Consider the following 26691-nt stretch of genomic DNA (forward strand, 5'->3'; position numbering starts at 1 on the left):
AAAGGGGACGTACCAGAGTTGGAAAGACTTTAGACATGGTGTTGGCCTTACAGGTAGTGGAAACACCAGATTTAGGACCTAACAAAGTTTTTGTGAGCGAACCAGGTTCACTTAGCAATTGTAGGCTCTTTTGTTCAGTAGTTGAGGAGAAATTTTAATAACTTTATTAACAGTAATAACTACAGAGAAGGTTGTGATAAATTTGATTAAATCAAAATGGATAAGAATTGCCCTCCCGTTTATGATTGGATTGTTTATTGCTTACTTGGATAGGTCTAATTTATCTGTAGGGATAGAGGGAATGTCTAAAGAACTTGGTTTCTCCGGAACTGACTTTTCAGTTACATCCAGCTGGGCATTAAGCGCTTTTTTAATTGGTTATGGCTTGGCAAACTTTTTTGGCGGTATTTTAACCTATAGGATGAATCCTAAAACGGTTGTAATCTTTGTATATGCATTATGGTCACTTGCTACATTTTTAACCAGTTGGGTTAATTCAGTAGGGCTTTTAATCTTCTTCCGCCTTATTCTAGGAATTGGAGAGGGTATTTATTGGCCTCAACAATCTCGATTTGCGCAAGCGTGGTTTATAAAAAAAGAACTAACCGTAGCTAATACTATCATTCAGCATTATGGTCAATTTTTAGCCCTTGGTTTAGGGTTTTTGATACTTATACCTATAAATGAAAATTGGGGTTGGAAACCACTTTTTATTATTCTAGGAGCCGCAGGTTTGGTTATTGTAGTGCCTCTTTATTTATGGCTGCTTAAAAAAGAACCTGACGTAGTGGAAACCAAGCCTAAAGAGGAACAAAGTTCCAAAGAAAAGTTGACCTTTCGTTCTTTAGGTGGTTCGCGCTTTCTTCTGTTGATAGGTGCTCACTTAGGTCAAAATATGCTTTTTTGGGGAATTACTCTTTGGATTCCACTCGCTGTCAAATCCCTTGGTTTTACTGGATTAATACAAGGACTCCTCAGTGGATTGCCTTACTTGGCTGCCGTTATTTTAACGATTCCGATGTCCATCATCAGTGATCGAACAGGAAAACGTGTCTTAATTGCAACTGTTGGTTTAGTATTTGCAGGTATCTTATTAGTTTCCCTTCCGGTGGTTGATAGCCCTGTTGGAAAAATAGCTCTCATTACGCTCTCTTTAGGAACACTCATTAGCACTTACACAGCCAATTTTTGGGCGATCATTCAATCGAGTGTGTCTCCAAGCTCTGTCGGTCCTGCTATCGGAATTGTTAACGGAATAGGAGTTGGATTCGGTGGAACCATTTCGAGCTTTATTGTCGGTCTATTATTAGAACAAACTGGATCTTACATTCCTGGCTTTACAGTTATCAGCTTCATAGCAATTATTGGTGGGTTCATACTGTACCTCTATGGACGAATTCTTAGTCCAAATAATTCAGGGATGAAAGCTGAAGGGCAGGTTGTATCATTAAAATGAAGTTTTCTGTTTAATAGTGTCAGGGCGTGCGGCTTTAGACTGATTAAAAATCATTACAATATACAATTTGGACTGAGGGTCTACTAAATTTAAAGTGCAAAGGCTTTAAGGATCTAATCCCTAGAGCTTTTTTTTCATATTAACAAAAATATATATCTTTTTAACTTCCATATAAGTATCTTTTGCATGGAAGTGAAAGATGACTTTTTCACTACCATGTTTCTTCATTGCTTCCACCAGATCCATTCCTTGCAAAACTAAGTTGCTTGGATCTATGTTAGCAATAATTTCCCCTGTGTGTATGATTTTCTCAAGATGTTCGACTAATGGCATCAATACTCAAAATTCGATCCTGATGGGTGTAAACATTTAATCCGTTTCCACGGATAACCCTATGCAATTATCATACAAAACCGAGAGCCAGATCGGTCGGAGCAAATTTCTAAAGAATAATTCCAACCCCAATCTTGGCTGCCTTATGCAGCACCTCTGAGGAGGTTCTGCTGCTTAAGCTTATCTTTCAAGTAAATCCGGTTATAAGGCAGTTTGGATACAATTTATCCAAAGGCCTTATACCGGCCATTTTCATCTTTAACAAATGTCTTCTCCATTTCCGTGATAACATAGATATTGGGAACAATTCCTCACCACCACCAACAACAGTTTTAACTGGATATGAAAGTTCTCTGACATATTTTGGTGCTTGCATCTAATATATGTTATTTAGATTTTTTATCCTGAAAAACGCTTCGCAGCAAATCGATTCAGGTTTTCGGAGAAAAAATGAAGGAACATGGTATCGATGCTCTTTTCGTTTATAGTGATGAATATCATCCTGGGTATTCTTTTTATTTTACAAACTTTCGTACCATCAATTGTATCGAGGAATCCGCACACGCGCTGTTTATCCTATTAGAAGATGAAATCGAAGCATTTTTCATAAAAGAGTATTTAGAAAGGTTTATTTAATATATTTCCAGATAATTTCAAAAATTTTTTTGAAACCGGAGTTGACGCCATGACAGTGTAAATGTTAACTTAATTTTGTAACTGTTTGAGAGCGTTCACATAAAAAGGATGATATAAATGGGAAAAAAGCTAACAATTATGGATATTGCACAAATGGCAGGTGTATCTCGCCAGACGGTTTCCAGAGTATTAAATAATAAACCTGAGGTGAATGAAGCCACTCGGAAACAAGTACAGCGACTTATTGAGAAGCATGGATTTCGGCCGAGTCTTCAAGCAAGAAGTATGGTTACAAGAAAAACGAATATGATCGCTTTGTTACTGCCTGATATTGCAAATCCATTCTTTGCGGAAGTTGTACGCGGTATTGAGCGTACTCTTCGAGAAAATAACTTAAATGTCTTTCTTATGACGACAGAAGAAGATGTTGAACAAGAAAATGCGTTTATTCAACTTTCAAAGAATTACAATGTGGATGGAATGATCTTATGCAGTCCAAGACTTGACGATGCGAATCTAAGGAAATTGATACCTGAAATATCACCTGTTGTTTTGCTGAATCGTGATCTTGATGTAGATGGAACTGCTTGTGTTGTGGTTGATGCTACACATGGCGGGTATGTCGCAACTAAATACTTAATTGAACAAGGACATTCCAAAATTGGAATAATTGTGGGTCCCTCGCGAGCTTACAGTAGTAATCAAAGATTGGAAGGATATAAGAAGGCTCTGAAGGACTTTGGTATTCCTTTAGAAAAAGATTTAATCATGCAAGTAGAAGTAGACAACAACGATGTCCATAAAATGACTGAGAAATTGATAAATAATAACGTTACTTCAATTACAACTTTTAACGATTTAGCGGCTGCACATGTTATCCAAGCATGTACAGATTTGAACTTGAAAGTGCCTGAAGATATATCAATAATCGGTTTTGATGGAATAGCTATATCAATGTTTACAAATCCAACTTTAACAACAATGTCATTACCGCTTTTTGAAATGGGCGAAACAATTGCAAATACTTTGGTGAAAATGATAAAAGGAAATGAACCCTTTGAAAGACTAACAATGGTATATCCCATCTTAAAAAAGGGAAATTCAACTAGATCGATTAGTCTCTAATTGAAAATATCCAAGTGGGTTCTGTTGTGGGAAGAAAGTTAAAAGCCATTACTCGGTGTTATGGAAATACGAGGAATCAGTAAACTTTTCTCTGATATTGGTGATCATTAAATGAAGCTTTTTTGCTAAAATCAGAATTAGGATTAATCTACCATAAATTAGTGGGATGCGAGTGTGGATGAGATAAGTTTTGTAAAGTTTAAGCATAAAGCTCTACTTAAGGCGGATTTCCCATAGCATTAAGCTAGTTTGATTTACTAGTTTAAGATTTCAGCATAAGCTTTAAAGAGAGAGTAAAGATTTTATTTGGAGAATGGAGCATGAAAGGATGTCACATCGTAAAAGTACAACAATCCCACATACCTCTTTCGTAAACATCATGTTTTCAGAGGCTCCATCCCAATTCGACTTTGGGTATCACACGATAACAAAGAAAATTTATCTTCGGTCAAAATGATTGACTCGTCAATAGACATTACCAATGAAAAAGGTGTTTTGTTTTTAATTCCTATACTTAATCAATAAGCCAAACTAAATAGACCTTTGATATGAGAAAGATAACGAACATTACCGGCTTCCTTCATTAATATTGCAGGTAAACCTTTCAGCTTGATTTTGTTTTCCCCGATTGTACCAATTGCATCTTTTCGGCCAAGACTACCCAGTGTACCAGAGAATACCGGTACAAACTTTTCCATTGTTCCTCCTTTAATAGCTGCGGAGATATTAAATCCGATTGCTTCTCCCATTTGCCATGCCAGTTGTGCTGTAGGTGGATAAGGGCGTCCTTCAGGCCCCATAACAACTGCACTATCACCGGCTACAAACACGTCTTTATGTGATAAGGATTGTAGAAATTCGTTCACCATAGCACGACCGCGATTCACTTCAATTCCTGAATTGGCCACAACAGCATTACCCTGGACACCACCTGTCCATACCATTGTGTTTGTTTCAATGAGTTGACCATCCTTCAAATAGACTATAGCTTGTTCCATTTGTGTAACAGGCGTACCAGTTATGAACTCTACACCGCGAGCGGATAAGCTTTTTTCGGCGCGTTCTACCAATTCAGCTGGGAATCCAGGCAAAATAGTCGGGGCGGCCTCCACACAATAAAGAGAAATATCATTACTATCGACGGCGTACTTTCGGCACAATTCTGGCAGTAGATCAGCAATTTCACCAACAAGTTCAATACCCGTCAGACCGCCGCCTCCAACTACGAAAGTGACATCACTTTTGTTGTGCGTTTTGCTATATTCGTAGATACGGGTATCAATATGGTTACGTAGATGATTTGCATCATCCACTGACTTAAGAATAAAACTATGTTCTTGTAAACCTGGTATACCAAAGTAGGCTGTTTCACTACCTAGCGCGACAACTAGGTAATCATAACTGATACTTGTACCATCCCCAAGTGTAATCTGGTTATGATCAGGGGAAATCTTTTCGACATTAGCAATCTTTAACTCAATATCTTTGCCTTTTAACAGCTTTTCCAATGGTAGGGCAACTGCCTTTTCAGACAAATTACCCGCCGCTAAACGGTGTAGTTCTGTAATGATTTGATGGGTAGGAAACCGGTTCACGAGCGTAATAGAAGCCTCATTCATTCCTAAATATTGACGGACAGTTAAAGCACTCAGTAAGCCACCGTAGCCGCCGCCTAAAATTATAATTTTTTTCTGCATAATCAATCCTCCGTTCACACTTAATCGAAACTTATCGTTTTTACTGTTCCTTTTGTTTTTCAGCCAGGATATTTAAATAGGCCTGTCCAAAGCGCAACATTTTCTGCACCTGTGGGTCCTTGAGCATTTTTATCAAACCAAATACACCTATTGTCGCTTCCGTGTTATCATCTGCGCGGTCATTTGCTTCAATAGCCGCAGCTGCATATTGCTTCACTTTACCTTCTACCGGTTTTACGAATGCCTGGATACCTGTAACGAAATCATCAACCAACAGGCGATCAGTAAGGACGGACTGTGCGACATCATAGGTTTTTGTGAGAGTGTTAACCATCTCTGTTAGTTTCGGCAAGTTTTCTACGAGCATGGTCAGAGAGTGCTGTACATCTGGTTTCAGCAGTTGATCAAGCAAATCTATTTGCTCTTCCATGGCTCTGGCTTTTTTTTCGGTCCAAACAGCTTCCTCAGCAGGGGAGGATTGAAACGTTAATACTGTCATACAATAAACCTCCTTAGATTTTCATAGTTAAACGAAGGAAAAAAGCAGCCAAGTACTTTTGAATGAGTGCTTGCTGCTTCTTGTTCCTTATTTTAGAAGTAGAAATAGTTTCTATATTTTTTTCACTGATAGGTAAGTGGCAATCTAATTGTGAAAGAATGATTGCTCATCAATTCAGACATAACTATTGTTTGGGGATGGACTCATATTCATAAGTATATATGAGGTAGAGTCTACCAATTTTATGTAGCAACCAATAGAAAGTCCACAATTTGATTAAATTGATAACTTTATTTAAAGTTAGATTCGTATTTAGCTTTCATTCCTCTGAGGTCGTTCACTGGCTCTGCACCATTTTCAGTAATGATTACTGTAGGTTCAACTCGAACACCGCCAAACGGGAATCCGTGAAGGTCAAATTTAATTCCAAAACACATATTCGGTTCGAAAACGAATTCGCTGTTAGGTCCTAAGTCTGGTGTTTCTACTACTTCTAGACCAACTCCATGACCAATTGCTCTCATTCCCTTTGTATATGGAAGGAAGTAGTCAGCTAAACCAGCATTTTCACAGAGGCGAAGGGTTTCCTGGAACAATTGTTTACCAGTCATTCCCGGCTTAATGAACTCAACCATACGTTGATTTGTATCATAGGCGAAATTCATGATTCTGATCTGTTCATCTGTAGCACCCTCCATGGCGACTGTAATACCGGTATCGGAACAGTATCCCTCAACCATAGGATTAAAATCGAACCACACATACTCCCCACGTTCAATTTTACGCTCCATTGGTCTCCAAGTCGGTAGATTCGTATGGTCAGGACCTGATACAACTAAATAAGCAGAACCAATTTCACCGCCGCGGGAACGTGTTACATATTCACCGATTGCAGATAGTTCGATCTCTGTTCTTCCGATTTCTAGTTTCTCGAGCGCAGCTAGGATACTGTCATCAGCCAATTTTCCTGCCTTACGGATTAAATCTAATTCAGCTTTACTTTTATATAATCTTTCCTGTACTACAATATGACCTGCATCTACAATGTTAATGCCATCTTTTACAAACGCTTTTTCCATTTCACGGTATAAAGAGATCGGGAATAATTCTTCACCAACGACTCCAACTGTTTTGACTTCATATGGAAGCTCACTCACATATTTAGGTAAAAGCGCTTCCATTTCATAGATATTATTAACATTCTTAATCCAAGAGAAACGTTTTGCAGCGAAACGGTTTAGGTTTCCTAAGAATGCTTGGATTTCACCTTCTAAAGGAATGAAAAGGGCATGTGCAGATTCTTCAATACAGTTAATGGTACGGAAACCTGTATAATAGAAAGAATAACCTGGGTGGTATTCATCACTATATACGAAGAGAACGTCGATCCCCTGCTTCTTCATTTGTTCCCTTGTACGTGCTAACCTTGTTTCAAATTCTGTTGTTAGTACTCCAACTGTCATCACTAATTCCTCCATTCATTTTGTCCACTAAGACGAAAATTGTATTTAATAAAAGATGATTTCACTCTTATGTGAGCGTTCACAATTTAACCTTATTTGATTTACCAGGGTAAAGTCAACATGTTTTTTAAAAATTTATAAAAAAATAAATATTCCAAAAATTAATATTGACACTTCAAAAGGTTTAGTGTTAATTTTATTCCATACCCTATGTGAACGCTCACATAAATTAATATTTTTAATGCTATTTTTAAAGGTTATTATGATTGAAATTTATGATAACGCTCACATAAAAGGAATTGATAATATGGGAAAGAAATTAACGATTAATGACATTGCAAGGATCGCTGGTGTTTCACGACAAACAATTTCTAGGGTCTTAAACAATAAACAGGAGGTGAACGAAGTTACCAGGCACCATGTTCAGCGAATTATAGAGAAACATGGTTTTCGACCCAGCCTTCAAGCAAGAAGCATGGTAACAAGGCAAACTAATATGGTTGCTGTGTTACTGCCTGATATTGCAAATCCGTTCTTCGGAGAAATAGTACGCGGTATCGAGCGAACACTTCGAGCAAATAACCTGAATGTATTCCTAATGACAACAGAAGAGGATGCTGGACTAGAAAACTCATATATCCAGCTATCGCAAAACTACAATGTTGATGGAATGATTCTTTGCAGCCCGAGACTCGATGAAGCGAACCTGAGGAGGATGATCTCTAAGATATCACCGGTTGTACTTTTGAACCGTGATGTTGACACAGATGGAGCTGCTTGCGTCGTTGTTGATGCAAATTATGGAGGCTACACGGCAACCAAGTATTTGATAGAACAGGGCCATACTAAAATTGGAATCATTGTCGGTCCCCCACGTGCTTACAGTAGTATCCAGAGATTAGAAGGCTATAAGAAGGCTTTGCAGGAATTTAATATTCCATTAGAAAGAGATTTAATCATGCAGGTAGAGGCTGATAACAAAGGCGTCCATCAAATTACAGAGCAGCTGGTCAAGAAACAGGTGACTGCTAATACAACCTATATCGATTTGGCGGCCGCACATGTAATCCAAGCATGTACTGATTTAAAGAAAAGCGTCCCTGATGACATTTCCGTGATCGGTTTTGATGGGATTGAGATTTCGCAGTTTATGAATCCCACCTTAACTACCATGTCCTTACCGCTATTTGAATTGGGGCAGACAATCGCGAATATTTTAATCAAGATGATTAAAGGAAATGAAACCTTCGATAAGATCACGACGGTATATCCGATCTTAAAGGAAGGAAGGTCTACAACATCCTTTAAGGCTCTTGGAAAAAAACTTAGAGCAAGTAAGTAAATAAGGGGGGGATTAACATGACAGACTCTCATGAATTACTTTTAGAAATGCATGGTATAGGAAAAAACTTTCCAGGCGTAAAGGCACTAAGTAATGTTGACTTTTCGATTCGTAAAGGCGAAATAATCGCTCTTTGTGGGGAAAATGGTGCTGGAAAATCTACGATGATGAAGATTTTATCGGGAATTTATAAGCCGGATGCGGGAGAAATTGTCTTTGAAGGTGAAACTGTTCACATCACGAAACCAGACGTAGCCCAAAAACTTGGTATCGCGATTATTCATCAGGAGTTAAGTTTAGTTCCTGAATTAACGGTTGCGGAAAATATTTTCATTGGGGATTATCCCCAAAAGTTTCCTGGTGTAGTGGATTGGCGAAAGATGAGGAAGAACGCTGAAGCTGTTTTGAAAGAAATGGGTTTTCAAATGGATGTAGACCAGCGCGTTGGAGATCTTGGAATTGCTAAACAACAAATTGTAGAAATAGCCAAGGCTCTTCATAAGAAGGCGAAAGTGGTCATTTTAGATGAGCCAACGGCCCCACTCGCCAATCAGGATGTTGATCGACTAATTGATTTAGTACTTAAATTGCGTAATGAAGGTCTTGGGATTGTATACATATCACATCGACTTCCAGAAGTTTTTCAAATCTCAGACCGAATAACGGTTCTCAAGGATGGTCAGGTTGTATCCACGAGAGATACTAAAGATTTGGATCGTGACCAATTAATAAAATTAATGGTTGGCCGTGATGTTTTAAAAATGCGGATGGGATCCATCACCAACAAGAAAAGTAAAGTTTTATCGGTCAATAATTTAAATACTCCTAAACTCCTGAAGGATATAAATTTTGACTTATTCGAAGGTGAAGTTTTAGGAATTGCAGGACTGGTCGGAAGTGGAAGGACCGAATTGGTCAGGGCCATTTTTGGGGCAGATCGGTGTACCGCAAAGATGGAGTTATTCGGTAAACCCTTTCATGTGAAGTCTCCCCGGGATGCCATAAGGCATGGGATTGCGTTATTACCGGAAGACCGCAAACACCAGGGTTTGGTATTAGGAATGTCTGCCCTAGAGAATATGACAATTTCTGGTTTAGATAATATTTCCAAATTCGGAGTAGTAAATCGAAGCAAAGAGCAAGAAGATGGAAATACGTTAGTTAAAAAACTTCAAGTCCGTGTAAGCGGTTTAGATCAGGAAACTAGAACGCTGAGTGGTGGGAATCAGCAAAAATTGATTATTGCTCGCTGGTTATTTAAGAACGTTAAGATTCTCATTTTTGATGAACCAACACGGGGAATAGACGTGGGGGCGAAAGCTGAAATTTATAACCTTATCAATCAATTTGTTAAGGAGGGTGGTTCTGTAATAGTTATTTCCTCTGAACTTCCTGAAGTTCTCATGTGTGACCGGGTGTTAGTTATGGCGGGAGGAAAAATAGTAAAACAGCTTTCACACGAGGAAAGCTCTGAGGAAAATGTAATCCAATATATGCTATAAGGGGTGAATGGATTGAAGGCAAATTATGAAACATTAAGTACGCCGGTCTTTAAATCAAAATACTCATTTTTCAAAGTGCTTATAAAAAATTACTTATTTATTTTTCTGTGTTTACTTGTTCTTTTCTGCTCGTTTTTATCGTCTAAGTTCCTAACATTCGATAATTTGAGTAACATTCTTCTTCAGAACTCAGTTATTTCTATTTTAGCATTAGGACAATTGATGGTTGTAATAACCGGGGGAATTGACCTCTCAGTGGGTTCAATTGCAGCTCTAGCCAGTGTGTTATCTGCCTCACTTTTAGGGGCGGGGTTTGATCCTATTTTAACCATCATTTTAGTAATGGCGCTTATGGCAATTGCAGGATTAGGAAATGGTCTAGCTGTCACTTATGGTAAAATAACTCCATTTGTTGTGACACTTGCAACGTTAACGATTTATAGAGGATTGGCGTATATTTTCCAGGTGGGATCTTTAGTTACGATAGAAAACAACACATTTCTAGCTATTTTGGCAGGTAAGACAGAAGTTGGAGGAATTTACACTCCTATCATCATTCTCTTTTTAACCCTAGGTATATTTATCTTCATTCTGAAGATGACGACATTTGGAAGAAGGCTTTATGCAATCGGTGGAAATTCAGAGGCTGCAAGATTGGCCGGCGCACCAATCAACCGAGATATTGTAATTGCATATGCCATTAGTGGTGCATTAGCAGGGCTTGGCGGGTTGATGACGACAGCAAGATTAAGTACAGGCAGTGCCTTATATGGACAAGGGTATGAACTTGACGCTATCGCTGCCGTTGTGGTAGGGGGAGCTTCACTCATAGGCGGTAAGGGCTTTGCTCTAAATGCTGTTCTCGGAGCTTTTTTAATCGGGATTATTCGAAATATACTGAACCTTACTGGTGTGGCGTCATACCCGCAAATGGTGATCCAAGGGTTAATTATTCTAGTAGCAGTTTTACTAACAACACTGGCAGCAAGGAAGAAGGCCTGAAAGAATACCAGTTTAGAACTTAGCACTCTATGATTTTTTTCTTATCAAAATGATAGATGTACAGATTTTGTTAATTCTTGTTATTACTACTTCTAAATGTGTGGGGTGAGGAACTATGAAAGGTAGAACAATTTCTGGAATGAAAATGACGGCTCTGTTTCTTTTGTTAATCGTATTTTCTCTCACAGGTTGTGTCCCAATGAATGGGTCTACCACTACTGTGGCTAAGCAAGGAACTAATAAGAATACTAACAAAGAATCAACCTCCCAAAAAATTGAGCCCGCAAGAAAGAAAAATGGCGACAAAATTGTAATCGGTTTCTCACAAAGGCGGGTAGCTGGTAGTGATTGGTATACCAACCTAATTAGAGGAGCCGAAGAGGAAGCAAAAAGACAGGATGTAAAGTTGGTCGTATTAGATGCCCAAGGTGATGTAGCAAAACAAGTATCTGGTGTTGAGGATTTAATTGCACAAAGTGTCGATGCAGTTATCATGAACCCTCAAGATCCTTCGGGTGTTATACCTGCAACTAACCAGTTAGCACAAAAAAAGATTCCATTAATCGCGGTTAACAGTAACGTTGACCCTAAAGCGAATCCTGTCTCCTTTGTTTCTGACGATCCGAGAGACACTGGATATAAAGCAGGTTGGGAACTAGCTAAAGCTGCTTCAGAAAAATTTGGCGATAAAATAATAAAAGCGGCCATGGTTAGTGGATATCCGAAAGAATTGGTATCCCAATATCGTCGGAATGGTATGATTTCAGGTTGGACAGATTTCATGTTAGAAAAATACGGGAAATCTAACTTGGAGTTAGTTGCAGAACGTTTTGGTAACTGGGTACCTGATAAGGCTCTTCCGGAAATGCAGGACATTGCAACATCCCAGCCTGATTTACAAGTAGTATTTTGTATGAGTGATGTTATGTTGCCTGGTATTTTTACAGCATTGAAAAATACGGGTCTGAGCGAGAAAGTGCTTATTGGATCTATCGATGGTACAAAGGAGGCGATTAAAAAAGTTGCAGATCCCAAATCAGGTTTAGTCGTAACAGTTAGTAATGATCCGAGGGTCCAGGGAGCCGATGCTGTAAAAATGGCCATTCAGGTGGTACAAGGGAAACAAATTCCTTCCCTTCATTATATTGCGAATCCGGTTATTAATCGGGTGAATGCAGAGAAAATGTATGATCCAAATTCCTCTTACTAAAATATAATCCTTCAATTTGAGGGTGAAAAGGGTGATTTTATGACAACAACACAATTAGTGAAAAGTTATCAGTTATTTATTAATGGAGAATGGTCCAACTCTGCTAACGGGGAGACTTTCGTTAGAAGGAATCCGGCAAATGGCGAGATTGTCGCTGAACTGGCAAAAGCTGGAGTGGAGGATGCCAAATTGGCGATTTCAGCAGCGCGCCAGGCATTCGATAAAGGCGAATGGCCGAAGATGTCAGGCAGTGAGCGATCCGCGCTTCTATATCAAGCCTATTTAAAAATCGTAGAAAAGACAGACGAAATCGCTGAACTTCTAAGTAAAGAAATGGGTAAACCATTATCTGAAGCTAAAGGGGAGGTTGGTGCTGCTGCAAATATCTTAAACTACTATGCAGGATTGGCCAGATCTATTTATGGCCAGACTTCGAACCAAGTCCAAGACGGCCTGCTTGGTCTGACACTGCGGATTCCGGTTGGTGTTGTTGGGATCATTACACCATGGAATTTCCCTTTAGGCACTTTGATGCAAAAACTTCCTGCAGCACTAGCTGCTGGTTGTACAGTAATCATTAAGCCCGCAAGTGCGACGCCTATTACGACTGTAGAGTTCGCAAAAATCTTTGATGAGGTTGGTTTCCCTAAAGGTGTAGTGAACGTCATCACCGGACCAGGCGGAGCAGCAGGCCAAGAGCTTGCAACCAATCCAGACGTTGATAAAATTGCGTTCACCGGGTCCACTGAAATTGGACAGGAACTAATGAGATTGTCATCAAATACATTGAAAAAGCTGTCCATGGAATTAGGCGGAAAGTCTCCTAATATCGTTTTTGCAGATGCAGATTTAGACGATGCTCTAGATGGTGCACTGTTTGGCAGTTTCTTCAATCAAGGAGAGGTGTGTACCTCTGGATCTCGCTTATTAGTACAGGATGAAATTTATGATGAGTTTGTTGGAAGATTAGTTGCTAGAGCAAACGAAATTAAAGTTGGAAATCCTTTGGACGCTGATACCGAAATGGGAGCTCTTATAACAGAATCACATTTAAACACTGTTCTTGGCTATGTTGAAAAAGGAATTTCCGAAGGAGCTAAGCTGCTTACTGGTGGTAAACGTTTGACTGGAGGTATATATGATCAAGGGTTCTTCATGGAACCAACTATATTTGGGGATGTATCTCCTGATATGACGATTTCAAGAGAAGAAATTTTTGGTCCTGTGTTGTCAGTCATTCGCTTTAAGGACTTTGATGAGGCGATGGAAATTGCGAACGATACAATCTTTGGTCTTGCTGGAGCAGTTTGGACAAAGGATATCGATAAAGCATTACTTGCAGCTCAAACGATTAAAGCGGGCACGCTATGGGTGAACCACTACATGGAAGCCCACTCCGAATTGCCGTTTGGCGGATTTAAGCAAAGTGGTTTCGGAAAAGAGCTTGGCACACTTGGCTTAGATGGATTCTCTGAAGTGAAGACAGTACAAATTCATGTTGGCAAAAGAAATAATTTCTATAAGTGGTAAAACAAACAAACTATTAAAAAACAAAAACTTATTAAGGAGAGGTTCATTATGTTAGAAAATTCTCAATTTCTTTGCGCTACTAAAATCGTTTTCGGTAAGAATGCATCACTACAGGCTGGTGAAGTATTAGCTTCAAGAAATCATAAGAAAGCCATGATCGTTACAGATAAGGGAATCATTAATGCTGGCTTATTAAAAGGGATTCTTGAGTCCTTAACTAGTAATAATATCGAATACATCATCTTTGACGAAGTTCCACCGAACCCACCATCTGCAACAGTGGTAAAAGGTGTGGAGGTTTTCCGCTCTAACGGATGTGACTCCTTCATTGCCGTTGGGGGAGGCAGTGCAATGGATGCTTGTAAAACAATCAGTATGATGACGGTTAACGAAGGCGATATCAACGATTATGATATCGGCGGAAAAGAGTTCACTAAAAAAGGTCCAGATGTCATTACAATTCCTACTACTTCTGGTACTGGAAGCGAAGTTACTCAATGGGCTGTTATTACAAATGAAGCCAAGAATTGGAAGTCTAGTATTGGCAGCCCTTTGATGGCACCAGTAGTTGCTTTGGTGGATCCTGCCATGACTCTCGGTTTACCACCGGCCATTACTGCAGCCACTGGGGTAGATGCTCTTACACACGCTATCGAAGCCTATACCACTAGAGATGCTCTAAATGGTGCCTCTCCACTCGCTGATGTTCTTAATCTAGAGGCAGTGCGCTTAATTGGTGCGAACCTTCGTGAAGCCTATGCTCGCGGCGAAAACTATGAAGCTAGAGAAAAGGTAATGCTAGGCAGCACGATGGCTGGCGTAGGATTTCCACAAGTAGGTCTAGGTAACGCGCACGCGCTGGCGCATCCACTTGGTGGGCATTATGATATCCCACATGGTGTTGCCAATGCGATTTTGTTACCGTATGTCATGAAATTTAATTTAATCGCTTGTCCAGGTCGATTCGCGGACATTGCTGTTGCTATGGGTGAAAACATTGACGGTTTATCTCCGATGGAAGCTGCTGAGAAGGCAGTTGTAGCGGTACAAAGATTGGTGAAGGATACAAATATTCCATCACTAAGATCATTTAACATTAAAGATTCTGACTGGAGCATTTTAGCTGATGATGCGTCAAAGGATATGAACAGCCAAACAAATCCAAGAAAAACAAGCTACCAAGATCTTCTTAACCTGTTCCATGAGGCAAATAATGCAGGGGTTACAGAAGAACAGAAAACTCCTGTCGCTCAAACTGTATAATAATACCAAACACGGTTTGGTCATTTACTCGGCAGCAAGTAGCATAAGTGGAAGGAGAATTCATTGATGGAACGTTTTTATAAAGCGAAGGAAATCAAAGGCTATCAAGAAATCTTCCAGGAAGATAGCCCACTTTTAAAATATTTAGCCTTCGGAAAAATAGTGTTAAAAGCAGGTCAGGAATACACAAGTGGAACGAACGATTTTGAAACCGCCCTTGTTCTTTTAAAGGGTACTGCCACCATATCTTGTGAAAGTCAGACATGGGAGGAGTTAGGCGGACGCGAGAATGTTTTCAGCGGCAAAGCAACAACTGCCTATATCCCTTGTCATTCAGAGTATGTAATCAAAGCAGAAACGGATTTGGATGTTGCTGTTTGTAAAGTTAAGGCAGAAGAAAAATTCGAGCCTTTTGTCGTCAGACCAGACGATGTCGTTATTCATCAGCGTGGAAAAAACAATTGGAAACGCGAAGTTCACGACATTATCGCTGACAATGCGAATGGCAGAGTCCAGCGAATGATCTTAGGCGAAACATTTAATTATGCAGGAGAATGGTCCAGTTATCCACCTCACAAGCATGATGGCGAGCATTATCCTGAAGAGCCAAACTTAGAGGAAATCTATCATTATCAAGCGAATCCAGAGCAAGGATTCGGTGTGCAGCTTCATTATACAAAAGATGGCAGCATTGATGACGCTTATATCATTCGTAATGGCGACAGCTTCGCGATCGATAAGGGGTATCACCCCGTAAATGCTGCGGGAGGTTACCAGGTTTACTATTTGTGGTTCATGGCTGGAGAAGAAGGAAGAACCTTGAAGCCATATGATGACCCAGATCACAAGTGGGTTCATTCTCTAAATTAAATATTTAGGAAATTAGACAATAGACATAGCTAGACTTATCAGGCTATGTCTATTGATTGTCCAAATTCTATCAAAAAGGGTGTAATCATGAAAGATAAAGCTACGTATCTACTTATTCATCCAGATGATTCAGTGTGTGTCGCTTTGAGCGATTTACCTGCAGGTGAAGAAATTTTAATCAATAGTAAAAAAATTACCCTGAAAACAGATGTTTCTTTTGGTCATAAGATTGCCATCAAAAAAATTTCAATTACGGAAAACATCCTAAAGTTTGGATACCCCATTGGCTCGGCCAAATCAGATATTGAGGAAGGAGAATGGGTTCATACCCATAATGTTCAAACCAATTTAGGCGAGAAATTAGATTATCAATACAATCAGAGATCAAGCGAAGAAGTCAAAGTGCTGGCTTCAGACTGCACCTTTAAGGGATATGTGCGAAATAACGGCGAGGTAGGCATTCGAAATGAAATTTGGATAATCAATACAGTAGGCTGCATTAACAAAACAGCTGAGCTTCTCGCGAAAATGGGTACTGAAACCCATAAAGACCGTGACATTGACGGAGTGTTTCATTTTCCTCATCCGTTCGGCTGTTCCCAGCTTGGAGATGACTTGGTCAATACACAAAAAATACTGGCCAATCTTGTAAATCATCCGAATGCTGCGGGAATTCTCGTATTAGGCCTTGGATGTGAAAACAATTATGTGGACCTATTTAAACAGTCCATTGGTGAATATGAGAGTGAACGTGTAAAATTTTTAGAAGTCCAAAAAGCGGACGACGAATTGGAAGAAGGACTGACTCTTATTAGTGAATTGGTCGATTATGCGGAAGGATTTAAACGCCAGCCGGTTCCAGTTTCTAAGCTTAAGGTAGGTCTAAAGTGCGGAGGATCAGACGGTTTTTCAGGGATAACCGGTAATCCGCTTGTCGGGGCTTTTTCTGATCTGTTAGTGGAACGAGGGGGAACGACGATCATGACGGAAGTTCCTGAGATGTTTGGGGCAGAATCCATACTCATGAACCGGGCTACGAATGAAGATGTATTTTTGAAAACAGTGGATTTAGTTAATGACTTTAAGGAATATTTCATCCGCCATGACCAGGTGATTTACGAAAACCCATCTCCAGGAAATAAAGCAGGCGGTATTACAACCTTGGAGGAAAAATCGCTAGGCTGTGTTCAAAAAGGCGGATTTAGTGAAGTAGTGGATGTTTTACCTTATGGAGAACGGGTTACCAAAACAGGATTGAATCTGGTGGAAGGACCTGGGAATGATTTGGTATCTGTTACGGCATTAGCAGCATCTGGGGCCCATATCGTATTGTTTACTACGGGCAGAGGGACTCCCTTTGGCGGTCCGGTCCCAACTGTAAAAATTTCTACCAATACTGCACTTTTCGAGAAAAAGAAAAATTGGATTGACTATAATGCTGGGCAGCTTATTGAGGGCACGGATATGGATAGCCTGAAACATGATTTCTTTGAATATATCGTTAAGCTGGCTTCTGGTGATACCCGAACCAAAAATGAGCAGTATGGGTTTAAGGAAATTGCCATCTTCAAAGATGGTGTCATACTCTAAGTTAAAAGATTCGGGGGAGAGTGTTTTCTCATGAAAAGACTAAGTAAACAATGGTTTACTGAACATAAACACATGGATCAATTACCAGAACGTATCATTCAGTTTGGGGAAGGGAATTTCTTGCGTGGTTTTATCGACTGGATGGTCCACGAAATGAACAAACAATGTTTGTTTAACGGGAAAATAGTTGCCATTCAACCAACTCCACACGGGAAAGTGGTTCCGAAGCTGAATGATCAAGATGGTCTGTATACGGTAGCACTTAGGGGAATGGAAAACGGAGAAATTATCGATAAAGTTGAAGTAGTTTCTTCTATTAGTAGAGGGATCAACCCTTATAACGATTGGCAGGAAGTATTGAAGGTAGCTGAAAATAAGGATATCCGTTTCGTTTTTTCCAATACCACCGAAGCAGGCTTAAGCTATTCCGCAGAGGAATACAATTCAGAAAAATCACCGCTTTCGTTTCCAGGAAAATTGACAGCTTTTCTCTACCATCGTTACCAGGTGATGAATGGTGCAGCAGAGGCAGGACTTGTGATATTACCTTGTGAATTACTAGAAGATAATGGGAATCTATTAAGAGAAATTGTCCTGCGCATAGCGAACGATTGGAAGCTGCCAGATTCATTCATTGATTGGGTTCAAGCAAGTAATAAATTTTGTAATACACTTGTCGATCGCATCGTTACAGGTTATCCCAAAAATGATATTGATGAATATCAAGCTAGATTAGGATATGAAGATGAATTGATTACGGTAGGGGAGCCTTATCATTTGTTTGCAATTGAAGCAGATGAAGAGACAGCCGAAGCCATTCCTTTTCACAAGGCAGGATTGAATGTGGTCTGGTCAGATGTGAAACCTTTTCGTGATATCAAGGTTAGGATTTTAAATGGCGCACATACGATGATGTTTGCAGCAGGGTATCTTTCTGGAAAAAGGACAGTGCTCGAGACAATGGACGATCAACTGTTACGTGAATACGTCGAACGTGGGATTTATTCGGAAATTCTTCCGGTAATCACTATGAATGAGTTTCAAACAAAAGCGTTTGCGGATTCGGTTATTGAACGTTTCTCCAACCCGTTTAATCAGCATTTTCTCAGTGATATCGGTTTAAATTCGATATTTAAATTTAAGAGCAGACTGCTTCCTACACTGGAGGATTGGACAAATCAAAAGAATAAACTGCCTGAAATCGTATCGTTCTCGCTTGCGGCTCTGTTCGCCTATTACCAGCCAGAAAGAATACAGGGTAGTAGCCGGGTCATCCGTGACGAACCAGAAGTGATGGAATTATTCATACATATCTGGAGTCAATATAGCAAAGGAAATACAAGTTTAGAAAATATGGTTAAGACAATCTTATCGAATCAATCCCTATGGGAAAGAGATTTAAATAAAATCAATGAATTACCCGAAACAGTATGTCGTTACCTGACTGGGATTGTGGAGTCAGGAATGGAAAATGCCATAGCAATACTAATAGAAAAGGGATAGGGGTTAAGAGTATGGATGTCGTAACATTTGGGGAAACGATGGTATTGTTCGTACCTACAAAGGTTGGTCCGCTCCGGTTTACAAATGAATTTGAAAAAACGATTGGCGGTGCGGAAGCAAATGTAGCAATCTCTTTAGCTAGACTTGGTCATCAGGTTAGTTGGATAAGCCGCCTTGGTAACGATGAGTTTGGTTTATATGTCCGTAACTTTATTCGTGGGGAAGGAGTGGACACCTCACAGGTGAAATTCGATGATGATAATCCGACCGCAGTCTTCTTTAAAGAAAGGCAGGTTATGCATGATCCAAAAATCTATTACTACCGCAAGGGATCTGCAGCCAGCTATATGTCACCCAATGATCTGGATGAAACGGTTATTACTAAAGCAAAATTCCTGCATATCACTGGCATTACACCAGCATTAAGCCATTCGTGCAGGGAAACGGTACATCATGCCATTACATTAGCGAAAAAAAACAAAGTGACCGTAGTCTTTGATCCTAATATTCGTTTGAAGCTTTGGAGAAAGCAAGAAGCACGGGAAGAGCTGATGGACATTGCTAGTAAATGTGATATCGTGTTGCCGGGGATCGAAGAAGGGGAAATTCTCACAGGGGAAACGGTACCAGAAAGAATAGCTGCCCGTCTTCTGGATAATGGTGCCAGTGTGGTCGTGGTTAAACTTGGAGAAAGAGGAGCCTTTTATGGAACGTCTGCAAAAGGAGAATATATTGAGGGCTTCCCGGTTCAACAAGTCGTTGATACCGTAGGGGCCGGTGATGGTTTTGCCGCAGGATTTTTATCTGGCCTAATCCGTGGTTGGTCGTATGCCGATGCTGTTAAACTTGGAAATCGTGTTGGAGCATATGCCCTAACAGTTACCGGTGATGTGGAAGGGGATCCATACTGGTCTCAAATTACACCGGATAAAATCAAACATGAAATTTTACGATAGGAGGCCTATCATGCTGCCAAAAGTAAGATTAATAGAAAAATTATTGGATTGTGGTGTTATAGCGGTAATTCGAGGCATCCCAGATGAGAAAATGGTGGAGGTTGCAGAAAGTCTAATCGAAGGTGGCGTAACAGCACTTGAAGTGACAATTGACACGCCAGGATCCTTCAGATCTATTAACAGACTCTCGAATCTATTTAAAGACCGGGCTATCATAGGTGCAGGGACAGTGCTAGATAGTGTGGGAGCGCGACTAGCCATAGATAGTGGAGCGGATTTTGTCCTAAGTCCGAGTCTTCATGAGGATGTCATCCGTACAACATTGAGGCATGGAAAAATTGCTATCCCGGGAGTGATGACACCCACTGAAATGATTAGTGCAATCCAATCGGGAGCCGATCTTGTAAAAGTGTTTCCGGCAACAGGATTAGGGGTGCAATATATTAAAGATGTAAAAGGGCCTTTTTCTCATGTCCCGATTATTCCAACTGGCGGTATTAATCTGGATAATGTTGCTTCATTTATTAAGGCAGGAGTGGCTGCAGTAGGAATAGGCGGGAATCTTGTAGACCGTAAAGCAATCACAGCCTCTGACTTCACAAAAATTACCTGTACAGCCAGAGAGTATGTATCAATTATCAAGAATGTACGAGCTGATAAATATTATGTAGCGGAGAAGTGCTAGGAGGCAATTTACTCTGAACTTTTGGGGTTTATTTCTGTGTCAAAAGCAGTTTATATCGCTACGGCCATTACGGAAAACAATGCACGAGAAATCCTTGGTTTAAAAGTGAATCACTCTGAAAGTTATGCTGCTTGGAAGGAATTTTTTCAATACCTACAATCATGAGGCCTACAATCGCCAAAGTTACTCATAACGGATGCTCATAAAGGTTTAAAGAAATCCATCAAAGAGGTGTTTGTTGGTACAGTTTGGCAACGCTGCACGGTTCATCTCAAACGAAATATCTTTAATTTAATGCCGAAGAAAGGTATTGAAGACGAGAAAATCGGTCTAAAAAGAATTTTTGAAGCTGTTAAAGTTGAGGATGCAAGAAAATTTAAAGATGAATTTCTAGAACGTTTTGGTGATAATCCTAAACTAGAAAAAGCCATAAAGACATTGGAAGAAGGCTTCGAAGATGCCATTCAATATTTAAATGAGCCTATTAAATTTCAACAACGAACGTTATTCGGGACCCATTATTTCCAACCGGAATTTTTTTCAAAGAAAGGAAGTTCGGCGGAGATCCCAATATTTATTATTATCGAAAAGGTTCTGCCGCAAGTCAGTTGACCGAAGAAGAAATCAGCGACGCATGGTTTAAAGATGCTAGGCACCTTCATGTAACGGGGATTACTCCTGCGTTGGGACTCAGTACGCAGAATTCCATTAGAGTCGTTATGCGTAAAGCCCGAGAAAAGGGATTGACGGTGTCCTTCGACCCGAACTTGCGTCGGAAGATTTGGACGGAACTGGAGGCAAGGGAGACCCTATTGTCACTCGTCCCTTTATGCGACCTATTCCTGCCTGGGATAGAAGAAGCCGAATTCCTACTCGGCTCGAATACAGTGGAAGCCCTTGGCAGTGAATTTTTGAAAATGGGACCTAAGGTAGTAGCTATTAAGTTAGGTTCCGAGGGCTCAATTGCTTTCACCTCGGAAGGGAAAGTATCTGCAGCACCCTATCCTGTCTCCCGAGTTGTCAATTCCGTCGGCGCAGGAGACGCTTTTGCGGCAGGATTTTTGTCCGTTCTATTTGAGGCTGTTGAAAAGATTTGTGCACCCTTCGAGACCTCATTGGAACGGCTGCAGATCGCACTTGACCGGGGCAACTTGATGGGCTCGCTGGCTACGCAATTTCGTGGTGACTGGGAGGGGCTGCCGAAACTTGCTGAATTGGAGCAAATCTATTCGGGAATACAATTTATCACGCGCTAAAAAATGGCTAATTCAGCAAAATCCAAAAGTCATTCAATGAACGAAAAGATATCAATATCAAATTAAATGAATTCAACGCTAACCTTTCCTTTTTTATGAAAAAGATTCATTCCACTTCACTCGGAACAAAAGTGAAAACCAATTTATGGATGCGTGGATCAATCGCGGTTTGATATTACTTACTTTAACCATTCATCTATATTCAAGGTGATGAAATCCTGCGAATGAGAGAGCATATATGAGAATCCTCCCTTAAATCCGAGTGCCTGGTGTCAATTGAAAAATACGTAAAATCCTCATTATGAAAAAATGAATAAGCATTTTTTAATTTGGTGCTAAACACAGAATCATTTACTATAAATCTCGGTTCCAAAAAAGTAGGCAATTGGAATTGATATTAGTGGGAGCCGTCTTTGAGGAGCAGACGACTCCTTTTTATAGTTATTTGGATGAATCATAAATCTAAGCCTAAAAAGCTCAGTGGTTTTTAGACATGAAAAAAAAGCCCCTCCCTAATCTTGAATAAGTTAAGTGCGACCAAAACTTCAGAGATAATGACGGTGACTCCCTTTGCTTATTCTACGACAAGGAAGCCTTTTTGACATACAAGATTAATATGATTTAGAACCTACTTAACGATTTTAAGCATCTTTGAACATTGAATTTTTGCTCCTTCAAATCTCCAAAAAGACGATTTATGGAGTACCGACAGAGTTAAACTACGTTGCAATAATTTATGCTATGGCAGCCCGGATTTGGATTCCCCGCCTCTAGTGCTAACTTCTAGGTCAGCTAGCAGCGATTCTTCAAAGGGTAAGGAAAAGGAAATTACAAATGGATTTTCTTTTGGTATGAACTTAGTTAAGCACTGGGAAACAGAGGTAAAAGGTGCTGGAATGGCAGCAAAAGATAATGGCGCAAAACTTGTTTAGAAAAGTGCCGATTTAAATGAACAATCTCAGGTCGCTGGCGTCGAAAATATGGTACAGACCGGCGTTGATGCTTAAATCGTAGCACCAGCTAACTCACAGGGGATTGTTCCAACTGTAAACGAAGTAAAAGATAAAGGTATTCCTGTATTATCTGTTGATATCGGTGTAAACGGAACGGACGTTATATCACATGTGGGTAATTTAACGGCTGCACAACGGCAATCAGTAGAAATTGCGAAAAGTCTTTCGCACAATGGTAGAATTCTCATTCTTGATAAGCCAACATCAAGTTTAAGTGAAAGAGAAGTACGCACCTTATTTACGATTATTGCTGAGTTAAAGGCCCAGGGAGTCAGTATTGAGGTATTACTGGAAGTAGAAGGGCTATTGAATAAAGAACTTTTAAAAGATATTTCTTTTTCTGTACGAGAGGGCGAAATTCTTGGAATTGCCGGATTAGTCGGAGCAGGGAGAACGGAATTAGCTTAACATCTCTATGGGTTAATGAAGCCGGAATGATAAAGCTGAGAGGCAAGGACGTTTCCATTGATTCACCTTCAAAAGCCATGTCTTTGGGCATTGGATTAGTACCTGAAGACCGAAAGGAAATGGGGCTTTTTCTTAATATGCCCATTCAAACAAACGTCTCCATGTCGAATCTAAAATCCATTCGCCGTCGCGGGTTAATGCATTCGAAAGTGGAAAGGAATAAAGCATTGCAGTACATTAAAGACTTTAATATTCGTACATCCGGACCTGAAAAGAAAGTAGTAGAGCTTAGTGGGGGAAATCAACAAAAAGTTATATTAGCGAGAACCGTGGATACCAAACCGCAGCTATTAATTTTTGATGAACCAACAAGGGGTGTGGATGTTGGTGCTAAATCGGAGATTTATAAACTGATGTATAAACTAGCTTCAACAGGCGTCGCGATTATTATGATATCTTCTGAGTTACCTGAAGTATTAGGGGTTTGTGATCGAATTCTTGTAATGCGAGGCGGTACAATTGCAGGGGAAGTAACAAGAGAAGATGCAACTTCAGAATTAGTCATGCAATATGCCACTGGGCAGAAATAATCAAAAGCTCTTCCTATGGGCGGTGACAGACACTTGCCATCGTCCTTTCTTCTTAAAAGGGGGGCATTTGCCGTACAAAAATCCCTATTATACTAGATACTCCTCGATTTATCCATCCAAGAATCCTAGAGTGTTTAAAAAACAGACTGATTATGACTATACAGAGATTATTCCTGTCCGAATGAATCAGATTCCCTTCAGTAAAAATTAAAGAATAAATCCGTTCGAAAAACAACAATCTTTCAAAAACAGCCTACTCGAAAGAAAAAGAAAGTTGTGGTTATGGAGAAGAAGAGGCGTTATTAGTGGAGTTAAGGGTATTAAATAGGGAGGCTTTGTGTGCCTCCCTAAACTTTGCCTATATACAAACTAAAATAAATTACTGCTTCTCTTTTTCAATCGCATCTAATATGTCCTTATAATCTTTGCGATATTTATCAATGACAGGTTCCACCGCTTTTTTCCATGGTTTATAATCGGTAACCTGTGTCACAGTAAGTCCTGCATCCTTTACTTTCTTTTGAGCATCCTGCTCAAACTTATCAAATAATTCTCTTTGTGTTTTCACGGAGTCTAGAGCAGCCTGCTTGATAATTTTACGGTCTGCTTCAGATAGCTTATCCCAAGTGACTTTGCTGATGACCAGAACTTCAGGTACGCGTTGGTGCTGATCCTCTAGCACATACTTAACTTCCTGATAATGGTTAGATGTAACGAAGTTCGGATAGTTATTTTCTGCTGCGTCAATTACACCTGTCTGCAGCGCACTAAAGACTTCACCGTAAGGCATCGGTGTTGCATTTCCTCCCAATGCTTTAATCAAATCCATATTAACCTCGTTTTGAATTACGCGAATTTTTTGACCTTTTAAATCAGAAATATTCTTGAGAGGCTTAGATGAATAGAAGTGGCGTGCTCCTGAGCTGTAGTAAGTCAGCCCTTTCATTCTTGATGATTCTAAACTGTCCAGAAGCTTGGTGCCGCCTTCGCTTCCAAGAAATCTCCATTGATGGGCATCATCTTCAAAAATATACGGTAAACTAAAGACTTCAAAGGACTTGCTAAATCCAGCCAAGGCACCAGCACCAGTACGAACAAAATCAATCGATCCAAGCTGAACCTGTTCAAGGGTTGCCTTTTCTTCACCCAATTGAGAAGAAGGGAAGACTTTAATTTGAATACGGCCGTTCGTGCGTTCGTTCACTAGCTCAGCAAATTTGTTGACTCCACCGGCGACAGTGGGATGATCTGGAGCAAGCGTATCCGACAAGCGGAACGTATACTTAGGCCCCTCGGTATTTTTTCCGGATGATGTTCCTTGCTGCTTGCTCGTTTCTTCCAATCCGCAGCCTGCCAATGCCACACTGGCAATAACCATACCTGCCAGCAGTTTTTTAGTAAAAAGCTTTCTATTCATCATTTACAATCTCCCCTTTGTCATGATTTGATTTTTACCTTTCTTTACCTATTTCTGAACCAAATGCGGCAGCCAGAGCACCAGTTCAGGAATGTAAGTAAGAACCATCAGGATGACGCACATCGCATAAAAGAATGGCATCATTGCTTTCGTTCCTTTTTCAAGCGATATATTGCCCAGGGCACAACCGACAAACAAGACCGTGCCGACCGGTGGTGTCAATAGTCCAAGACCAAGGTTCAGCATCAGGATAATGCCAAAATGAACAGGATCCATACCAATCGCCGTTGCTACTGGTAAAAGAATCGGAGTCATGATAAGAATCAGTGGAGTCATGTCCATCGGAGCCCCAAGAATTAGCAGTAAGATATTAATAATCAATAAAATGATGATAGGGTTATCAGAAATATTCAGCATCATATCCGTTATCATTGCAGGAATTTGAAGGTAGGCCAACACCCAGCCAAATGATGCGGATGAAGCGATCAGAAACAATACCATTGATACGGTACGGAAGGTTTTCCTTAAAATTACCGACATACGGGAAATTGGAATATCACGATAGACAATAAAGGTCAAAATAAAAGAGTATAGGCAAGCAATAGCTCCAGCTTCAGTTGCGGTAAACCATCCAGTAAAAATTCCTCCCAGGATAATGACCGCTGTCAATACGGAAAATAAACCATCTCTTATGATTCCTGGAATCTCTTTTTTGTCAACAGGTTCTCCTTTTTGATATCCGCGCTTTACTGCAATGAAATAACTCGTTATCATAAGGGTCGTACAGAGCAGAATGCCAGGAACAATTCCCGCTAAAAATAAGCTGGCAATCGATATTCCCCCGCCAGCAGCAAGAGAGTAGAGAACAAGATTGTGGCTTGGCGGCACCACTACCCCCTGGATGGCAGAGGATACGGTAACTCCCACTGCATAATCATTATCAAAGCCTTTTTTCTTCATCATCGGAATCATTACCGATCCTATAGAGGAAACATCTGCTACCGCCGATCCGGAAATGTTGCCAAAAAACATACAGGCTACACTGTTTACTAGCGCCAATCCGCCGCGGACCCGGCCGACGAGAAGCTGCGCCAAATTGACCAGACGAAGGGCCATTTTCCCTTCACCCATGATCTGACCCGCAAGTATGAAGAAGGGGATGGCAAGCAGCGAATAGGAGTTAATTCCCTGAACCATCATTTGGCCAATCGTTACTAGAGGCATTTTTAAAGTAAGTAACGTTAGAATTGATGATCCTGCGAGTGCCAGTGATATCGGAAATCTAAGCAAAACCAAAAGGGTAAAACTGACACCTAAAATGATGCTTGATGTTGTTGTATCCAAA

The 26691-nt window shown here is 40.2% G+C and carries 24 protein-coding genes and 1 pseudogene; 19 read left to right on the forward strand and 6 right to left on the reverse strand.

Translation table 11 applies throughout. The annotated features are described in order from the left end of the window. Positions 1–202 precede the first annotated feature (202 nt). Positions 203–1456 (forward strand): MFS transporter, encoded by a 1254-nt coding sequence (locus tag BR30_RS33810; RefSeq protein WP_197032351.1) that lies wholly within the window; start codon positions 203–205, stop codon positions 1454–1456. Positions 1457–1576: 120 nt separating this feature from the next. On the opposite strand, the gene BR30_RS0116775 is transcribed toward BR30_RS33810, so the two are convergent. Next, a complete protein-coding gene (locus BR30_RS0116775; protein ID WP_026565968.1) occupies positions 1577–1789 on the reverse strand; it encodes a hypothetical protein in 213 nt (70 codons plus the stop codon). 450 nt (positions 1790–2239) lie between these two features. Between BR30_RS0116775 and BR30_RS0116780 the strand changes: the two genes are divergently transcribed. Next, positions 2240–2425, forward strand: coding sequence for a hypothetical protein (locus BR30_RS0116780; RefSeq protein ID WP_026565969.1), 186 nt, complete (start codon positions 2240–2242; stop codon positions 2423–2425). Positions 2426–2563: 138 nt separating this feature from the next. Next, a complete protein-coding gene (locus BR30_RS33815; protein ID WP_231507741.1) occupies positions 2564–3550 on the forward strand; it encodes a LacI family DNA-binding transcriptional regulator in 987 nt (328 codons plus the stop codon). A 518-nt stretch (positions 3551–4068) separates the two neighbouring features. Here the strand turns inward: BR30_RS33815 and BR30_RS0116790 are convergent. From BR30_RS0116790 to BR30_RS0116800, 3 genes are all read right to left on the reverse strand, one after another. After that, a complete protein-coding gene (locus tag BR30_RS0116790) occupies positions 4069–5247 on the reverse strand; it encodes an NAD(P)/FAD-dependent oxidoreductase (protein WP_026565970.1) in 1179 nt (392 codons plus the stop codon). A 40-nt stretch (positions 5248–5287) separates the two neighbouring features. Further along, entirely contained in the window at positions 5288–5746 is a 459-nt protein-coding gene (locus BR30_RS0116795; protein WP_026565971.1) for a helical membrane plugin domain-containing protein, read from the reverse strand. Positions 5747–6036: 290 nt separating this feature from the next. Then, on the reverse strand, positions 6037–7209 hold the full coding sequence (locus BR30_RS0116800; RefSeq protein WP_026565972.1) for a M24 family metallopeptidase: 1173 nt from the start codon (positions 7207–7209) through the stop codon (positions 6037–6039). Positions 7210–7516: 307 nt separating this feature from the next. Here BR30_RS0116800 and BR30_RS0116805 point away from each other — a divergent pair, with 307 nt between their 5' ends. The 16 genes and pseudogenes from BR30_RS0116805 (at position 7517) to BR30_RS35315 (ending at position 23929) form a co-directional block, all read left to right on the forward strand. Next, a complete protein-coding gene (locus BR30_RS0116805; protein WP_197032352.1) occupies positions 7517–8551 on the forward strand; it encodes a LacI family DNA-binding transcriptional regulator in 1035 nt (344 codons plus the stop codon). 17 nt (positions 8552–8568) lie between these two features. Further along, the gene (locus tag BR30_RS0116810; RefSeq protein ID WP_026565974.1) at positions 8569–10053 is read left to right on the forward strand and encodes a sugar ABC transporter ATP-binding protein; all 1485 of its coding nucleotides are present in this window, start codon (positions 8569–8571) and stop codon (positions 10051–10053) included. A gap of 165 nt (positions 10054–10218) precedes the next feature. After that, a complete protein-coding gene (locus tag BR30_RS33820; protein WP_231507742.1) occupies positions 10219–11055 on the forward strand; it encodes an ABC transporter permease in 837 nt (278 codons plus the stop codon). Between the two features lie 115 nt (positions 11056–11170). Next, entirely contained in the window at positions 11171–12265 is a 1095-nt protein-coding gene (locus BR30_RS33825; RefSeq protein ID WP_051633658.1) for a substrate-binding domain-containing protein, read from the forward strand. Positions 12266–12304: 39 nt separating this feature from the next. Further along, positions 12305–13795 (forward strand): aldehyde dehydrogenase family protein, encoded by a 1491-nt coding sequence (locus BR30_RS0116825; RefSeq protein ID WP_051633659.1) that lies wholly within the window; start codon positions 12305–12307, stop codon positions 13793–13795. 48 nt (positions 13796–13843) lie between these two features. Next, positions 13844–15058 (forward strand): iron-containing alcohol dehydrogenase, encoded by a 1215-nt coding sequence (locus BR30_RS33830; RefSeq protein WP_051633660.1) that lies wholly within the window; start codon positions 13844–13846, stop codon positions 15056–15058. A 66-nt stretch (positions 15059–15124) separates the two neighbouring features. Then, positions 15125–15928 carry a 5-deoxy-glucuronate isomerase gene (gene iolB, locus BR30_RS0116835; protein ID WP_026565976.1) on the forward strand — a complete coding sequence of 268 codons (804 nt, stop codon included), beginning with the start codon at positions 15125–15127 and terminating at the stop codon, positions 15926–15928. A gap of 87 nt (positions 15929–16015) precedes the next feature. After that, positions 16016–17518: a UxaA family hydrolase gene (locus BR30_RS0116840; protein ID WP_026565977.1), complete on the forward strand. Its 1503-nt coding sequence runs from the start codon at positions 16016–16018 to the stop codon at positions 17516–17518. A 30-nt stretch (positions 17519–17548) separates the two neighbouring features. After that, positions 17549–19021, forward strand: a complete 1473-nt coding sequence (locus BR30_RS0116845) for a tagaturonate reductase (protein ID WP_026565978.1) — start codon at positions 17549–17551, stop codon at positions 19019–19021. Between the two features lie 11 nt (positions 19022–19032). Next, entirely contained in the window at positions 19033–19977 is a 945-nt protein-coding gene (locus BR30_RS0116850) for a sugar kinase (RefSeq protein WP_026565979.1), read from the forward strand. A 10-nt stretch (positions 19978–19987) separates the two neighbouring features. Next, entirely contained in the window at positions 19988–20662 is a 675-nt protein-coding gene (locus tag BR30_RS0116855; RefSeq protein ID WP_026565980.1) for a bifunctional 4-hydroxy-2-oxoglutarate aldolase/2-dehydro-3-deoxy-phosphogluconate aldolase, read from the forward strand. A 36-nt stretch (positions 20663–20698) separates the two neighbouring features. Beyond that, positions 20699–21154: pseudogene (locus BR30_RS38000) on the forward strand (transposase); the annotation flags it as partial. A gap of 41 nt (positions 21155–21195) precedes the next feature. Further along, a complete protein-coding gene (locus tag BR30_RS33840; RefSeq protein WP_231507783.1) occupies positions 21196–21918 on the forward strand; it encodes a sugar kinase in 723 nt (240 codons plus the stop codon). Between the two features lie 773 nt (positions 21919–22691). Beyond that, positions 22692–22850 (forward strand): hypothetical protein, encoded by a 159-nt coding sequence (locus BR30_RS36800; protein WP_155928692.1) that lies wholly within the window; start codon positions 22692–22694, stop codon positions 22848–22850. Between the two features lie 192 nt (positions 22851–23042). Further along, positions 23043–23339: a hypothetical protein gene (locus BR30_RS35310; RefSeq protein ID WP_051633662.1), complete on the forward strand. Its 297-nt coding sequence runs from the start codon at positions 23043–23045 to the stop codon at positions 23337–23339. Next, positions 23330–23929 carry an ATP-binding cassette domain-containing protein gene (locus tag BR30_RS35315; RefSeq protein ID WP_269320632.1) on the forward strand — a complete coding sequence of 200 codons (600 nt, stop codon included), beginning with the start codon at positions 23330–23332 and terminating at the stop codon, positions 23927–23929. Before BR30_RS35310 ends, BR30_RS35315 begins: the two co-directional genes overlap by 10 nt. Before the next feature lie 379 nt (positions 23930–24308). Here the strand turns inward: BR30_RS35315 and BR30_RS0116885 are convergent, their stop codons facing one another. Continuing rightward, positions 24309–25346, reverse strand: coding sequence for a TRAP transporter substrate-binding protein (locus BR30_RS0116885; protein WP_026565982.1), 1038 nt, complete (start codon positions 25344–25346; stop codon positions 24309–24311). A gap of 48 nt (positions 25347–25394) precedes the next feature. Next, complete coding sequence (locus tag BR30_RS0116890) at positions 25395–26690, reverse strand: TRAP transporter large permease (RefSeq protein WP_026565983.1); 1296 nt, start codon at positions 26688–26690, stop codon at positions 25395–25397. Position 26691: the final 1 nt, after the last annotated feature.

The organism is Bacillus sp. UNC41MFS5, assembly GCF_000686805.1.

Bases quoted from the DNA above. Each gene is read 5' to 3' on its own strand.
- BR30_RS33830 (WP_051633660.1), top strand. From the start codon at position 13,844: ATGTTAGAAAATTCTCAATTTCTTTGCGCTACTAAAATCGTTTTCGGT.
- BR30_RS33815 (WP_231507741.1), top strand. From the start codon at position 2,564: ATGGATATTGCACAAATGGCAGGTGTATCTCGCCAGACGGTTTCCAGA.
- BR30_RS0116790 (WP_026565970.1), bottom strand. From the start codon at position 5,247: ATGCAGAAAAAAATTATAATTTTAGGCGGCGGCTACGGTGGCTTACTG.
- BR30_RS0116840 (WP_026565977.1), top strand. From the start codon at position 16,016: ATGAAAGATAAAGCTACGTATCTACTTATTCATCCAGATGATTCAGTG.
- BR30_RS0116885 (WP_026565982.1), bottom strand. From the start codon at position 25,346: ATGAATAGAAAGCTTTTTACTAAAAAACTGCTGGCAGGTATGGTTATT.
- BR30_RS0116800 (WP_026565972.1), bottom strand. From the start codon at position 7,209: ATGACAGTTGGAGTACTAACAACAGAATTTGAAACAAGGTTAGCACGT.
- BR30_RS0116810 (WP_026565974.1), top strand. From the start codon at position 8,569: ATGACAGACTCTCATGAATTACTTTTAGAAATGCATGGTATAGGAAAA.
- BR30_RS0116775 (WP_026565968.1), bottom strand. From the start codon at position 1,789: ATGCCATTAGTCGAACATCTTGAGAAAATCATACACACAGGGGAAATT.
- BR30_RS33825 (WP_051633658.1), top strand. From the start codon at position 11,171: ATGAAAGGTAGAACAATTTCTGGAATGAAAATGACGGCTCTGTTTCTT.
- BR30_RS0116845 (WP_026565978.1), top strand. From the start codon at position 17,549: ATGAAAAGACTAAGTAAACAATGGTTTACTGAACATAAACACATGGAT.
- BR30_RS0116825 (WP_051633659.1), top strand. From the start codon at position 12,305: ATGACAACAACACAATTAGTGAAAAGTTATCAGTTATTTATTAATGGA.
- BR30_RS0116855 (WP_026565980.1), top strand. From the start codon at position 19,988: ATGCTGCCAAAAGTAAGATTAATAGAAAAATTATTGGATTGTGGTGTT.
- iolB (WP_026565976.1), top strand. From the start codon at position 15,125: ATGGAACGTTTTTATAAAGCGAAGGAAATCAAAGGCTATCAAGAAATC.
- BR30_RS0116850 (WP_026565979.1), top strand. From the start codon at position 19,033: ATGGATGTCGTAACATTTGGGGAAACGATGGTATTGTTCGTACCTACA.
- BR30_RS0116805 (WP_197032352.1), top strand. From the start codon at position 7,517: ATGGGAAAGAAATTAACGATTAATGACATTGCAAGGATCGCTGGTGTT.
- BR30_RS0116780 (WP_026565969.1), top strand. From the start codon at position 2,240: ATGAAGGAACATGGTATCGATGCTCTTTTCGTTTATAGTGATGAATAT.
- BR30_RS0116795 (WP_026565971.1), bottom strand. From the start codon at position 5,746: ATGACAGTATTAACGTTTCAATCCTCCCCTGCTGAGGAAGCTGTTTGG.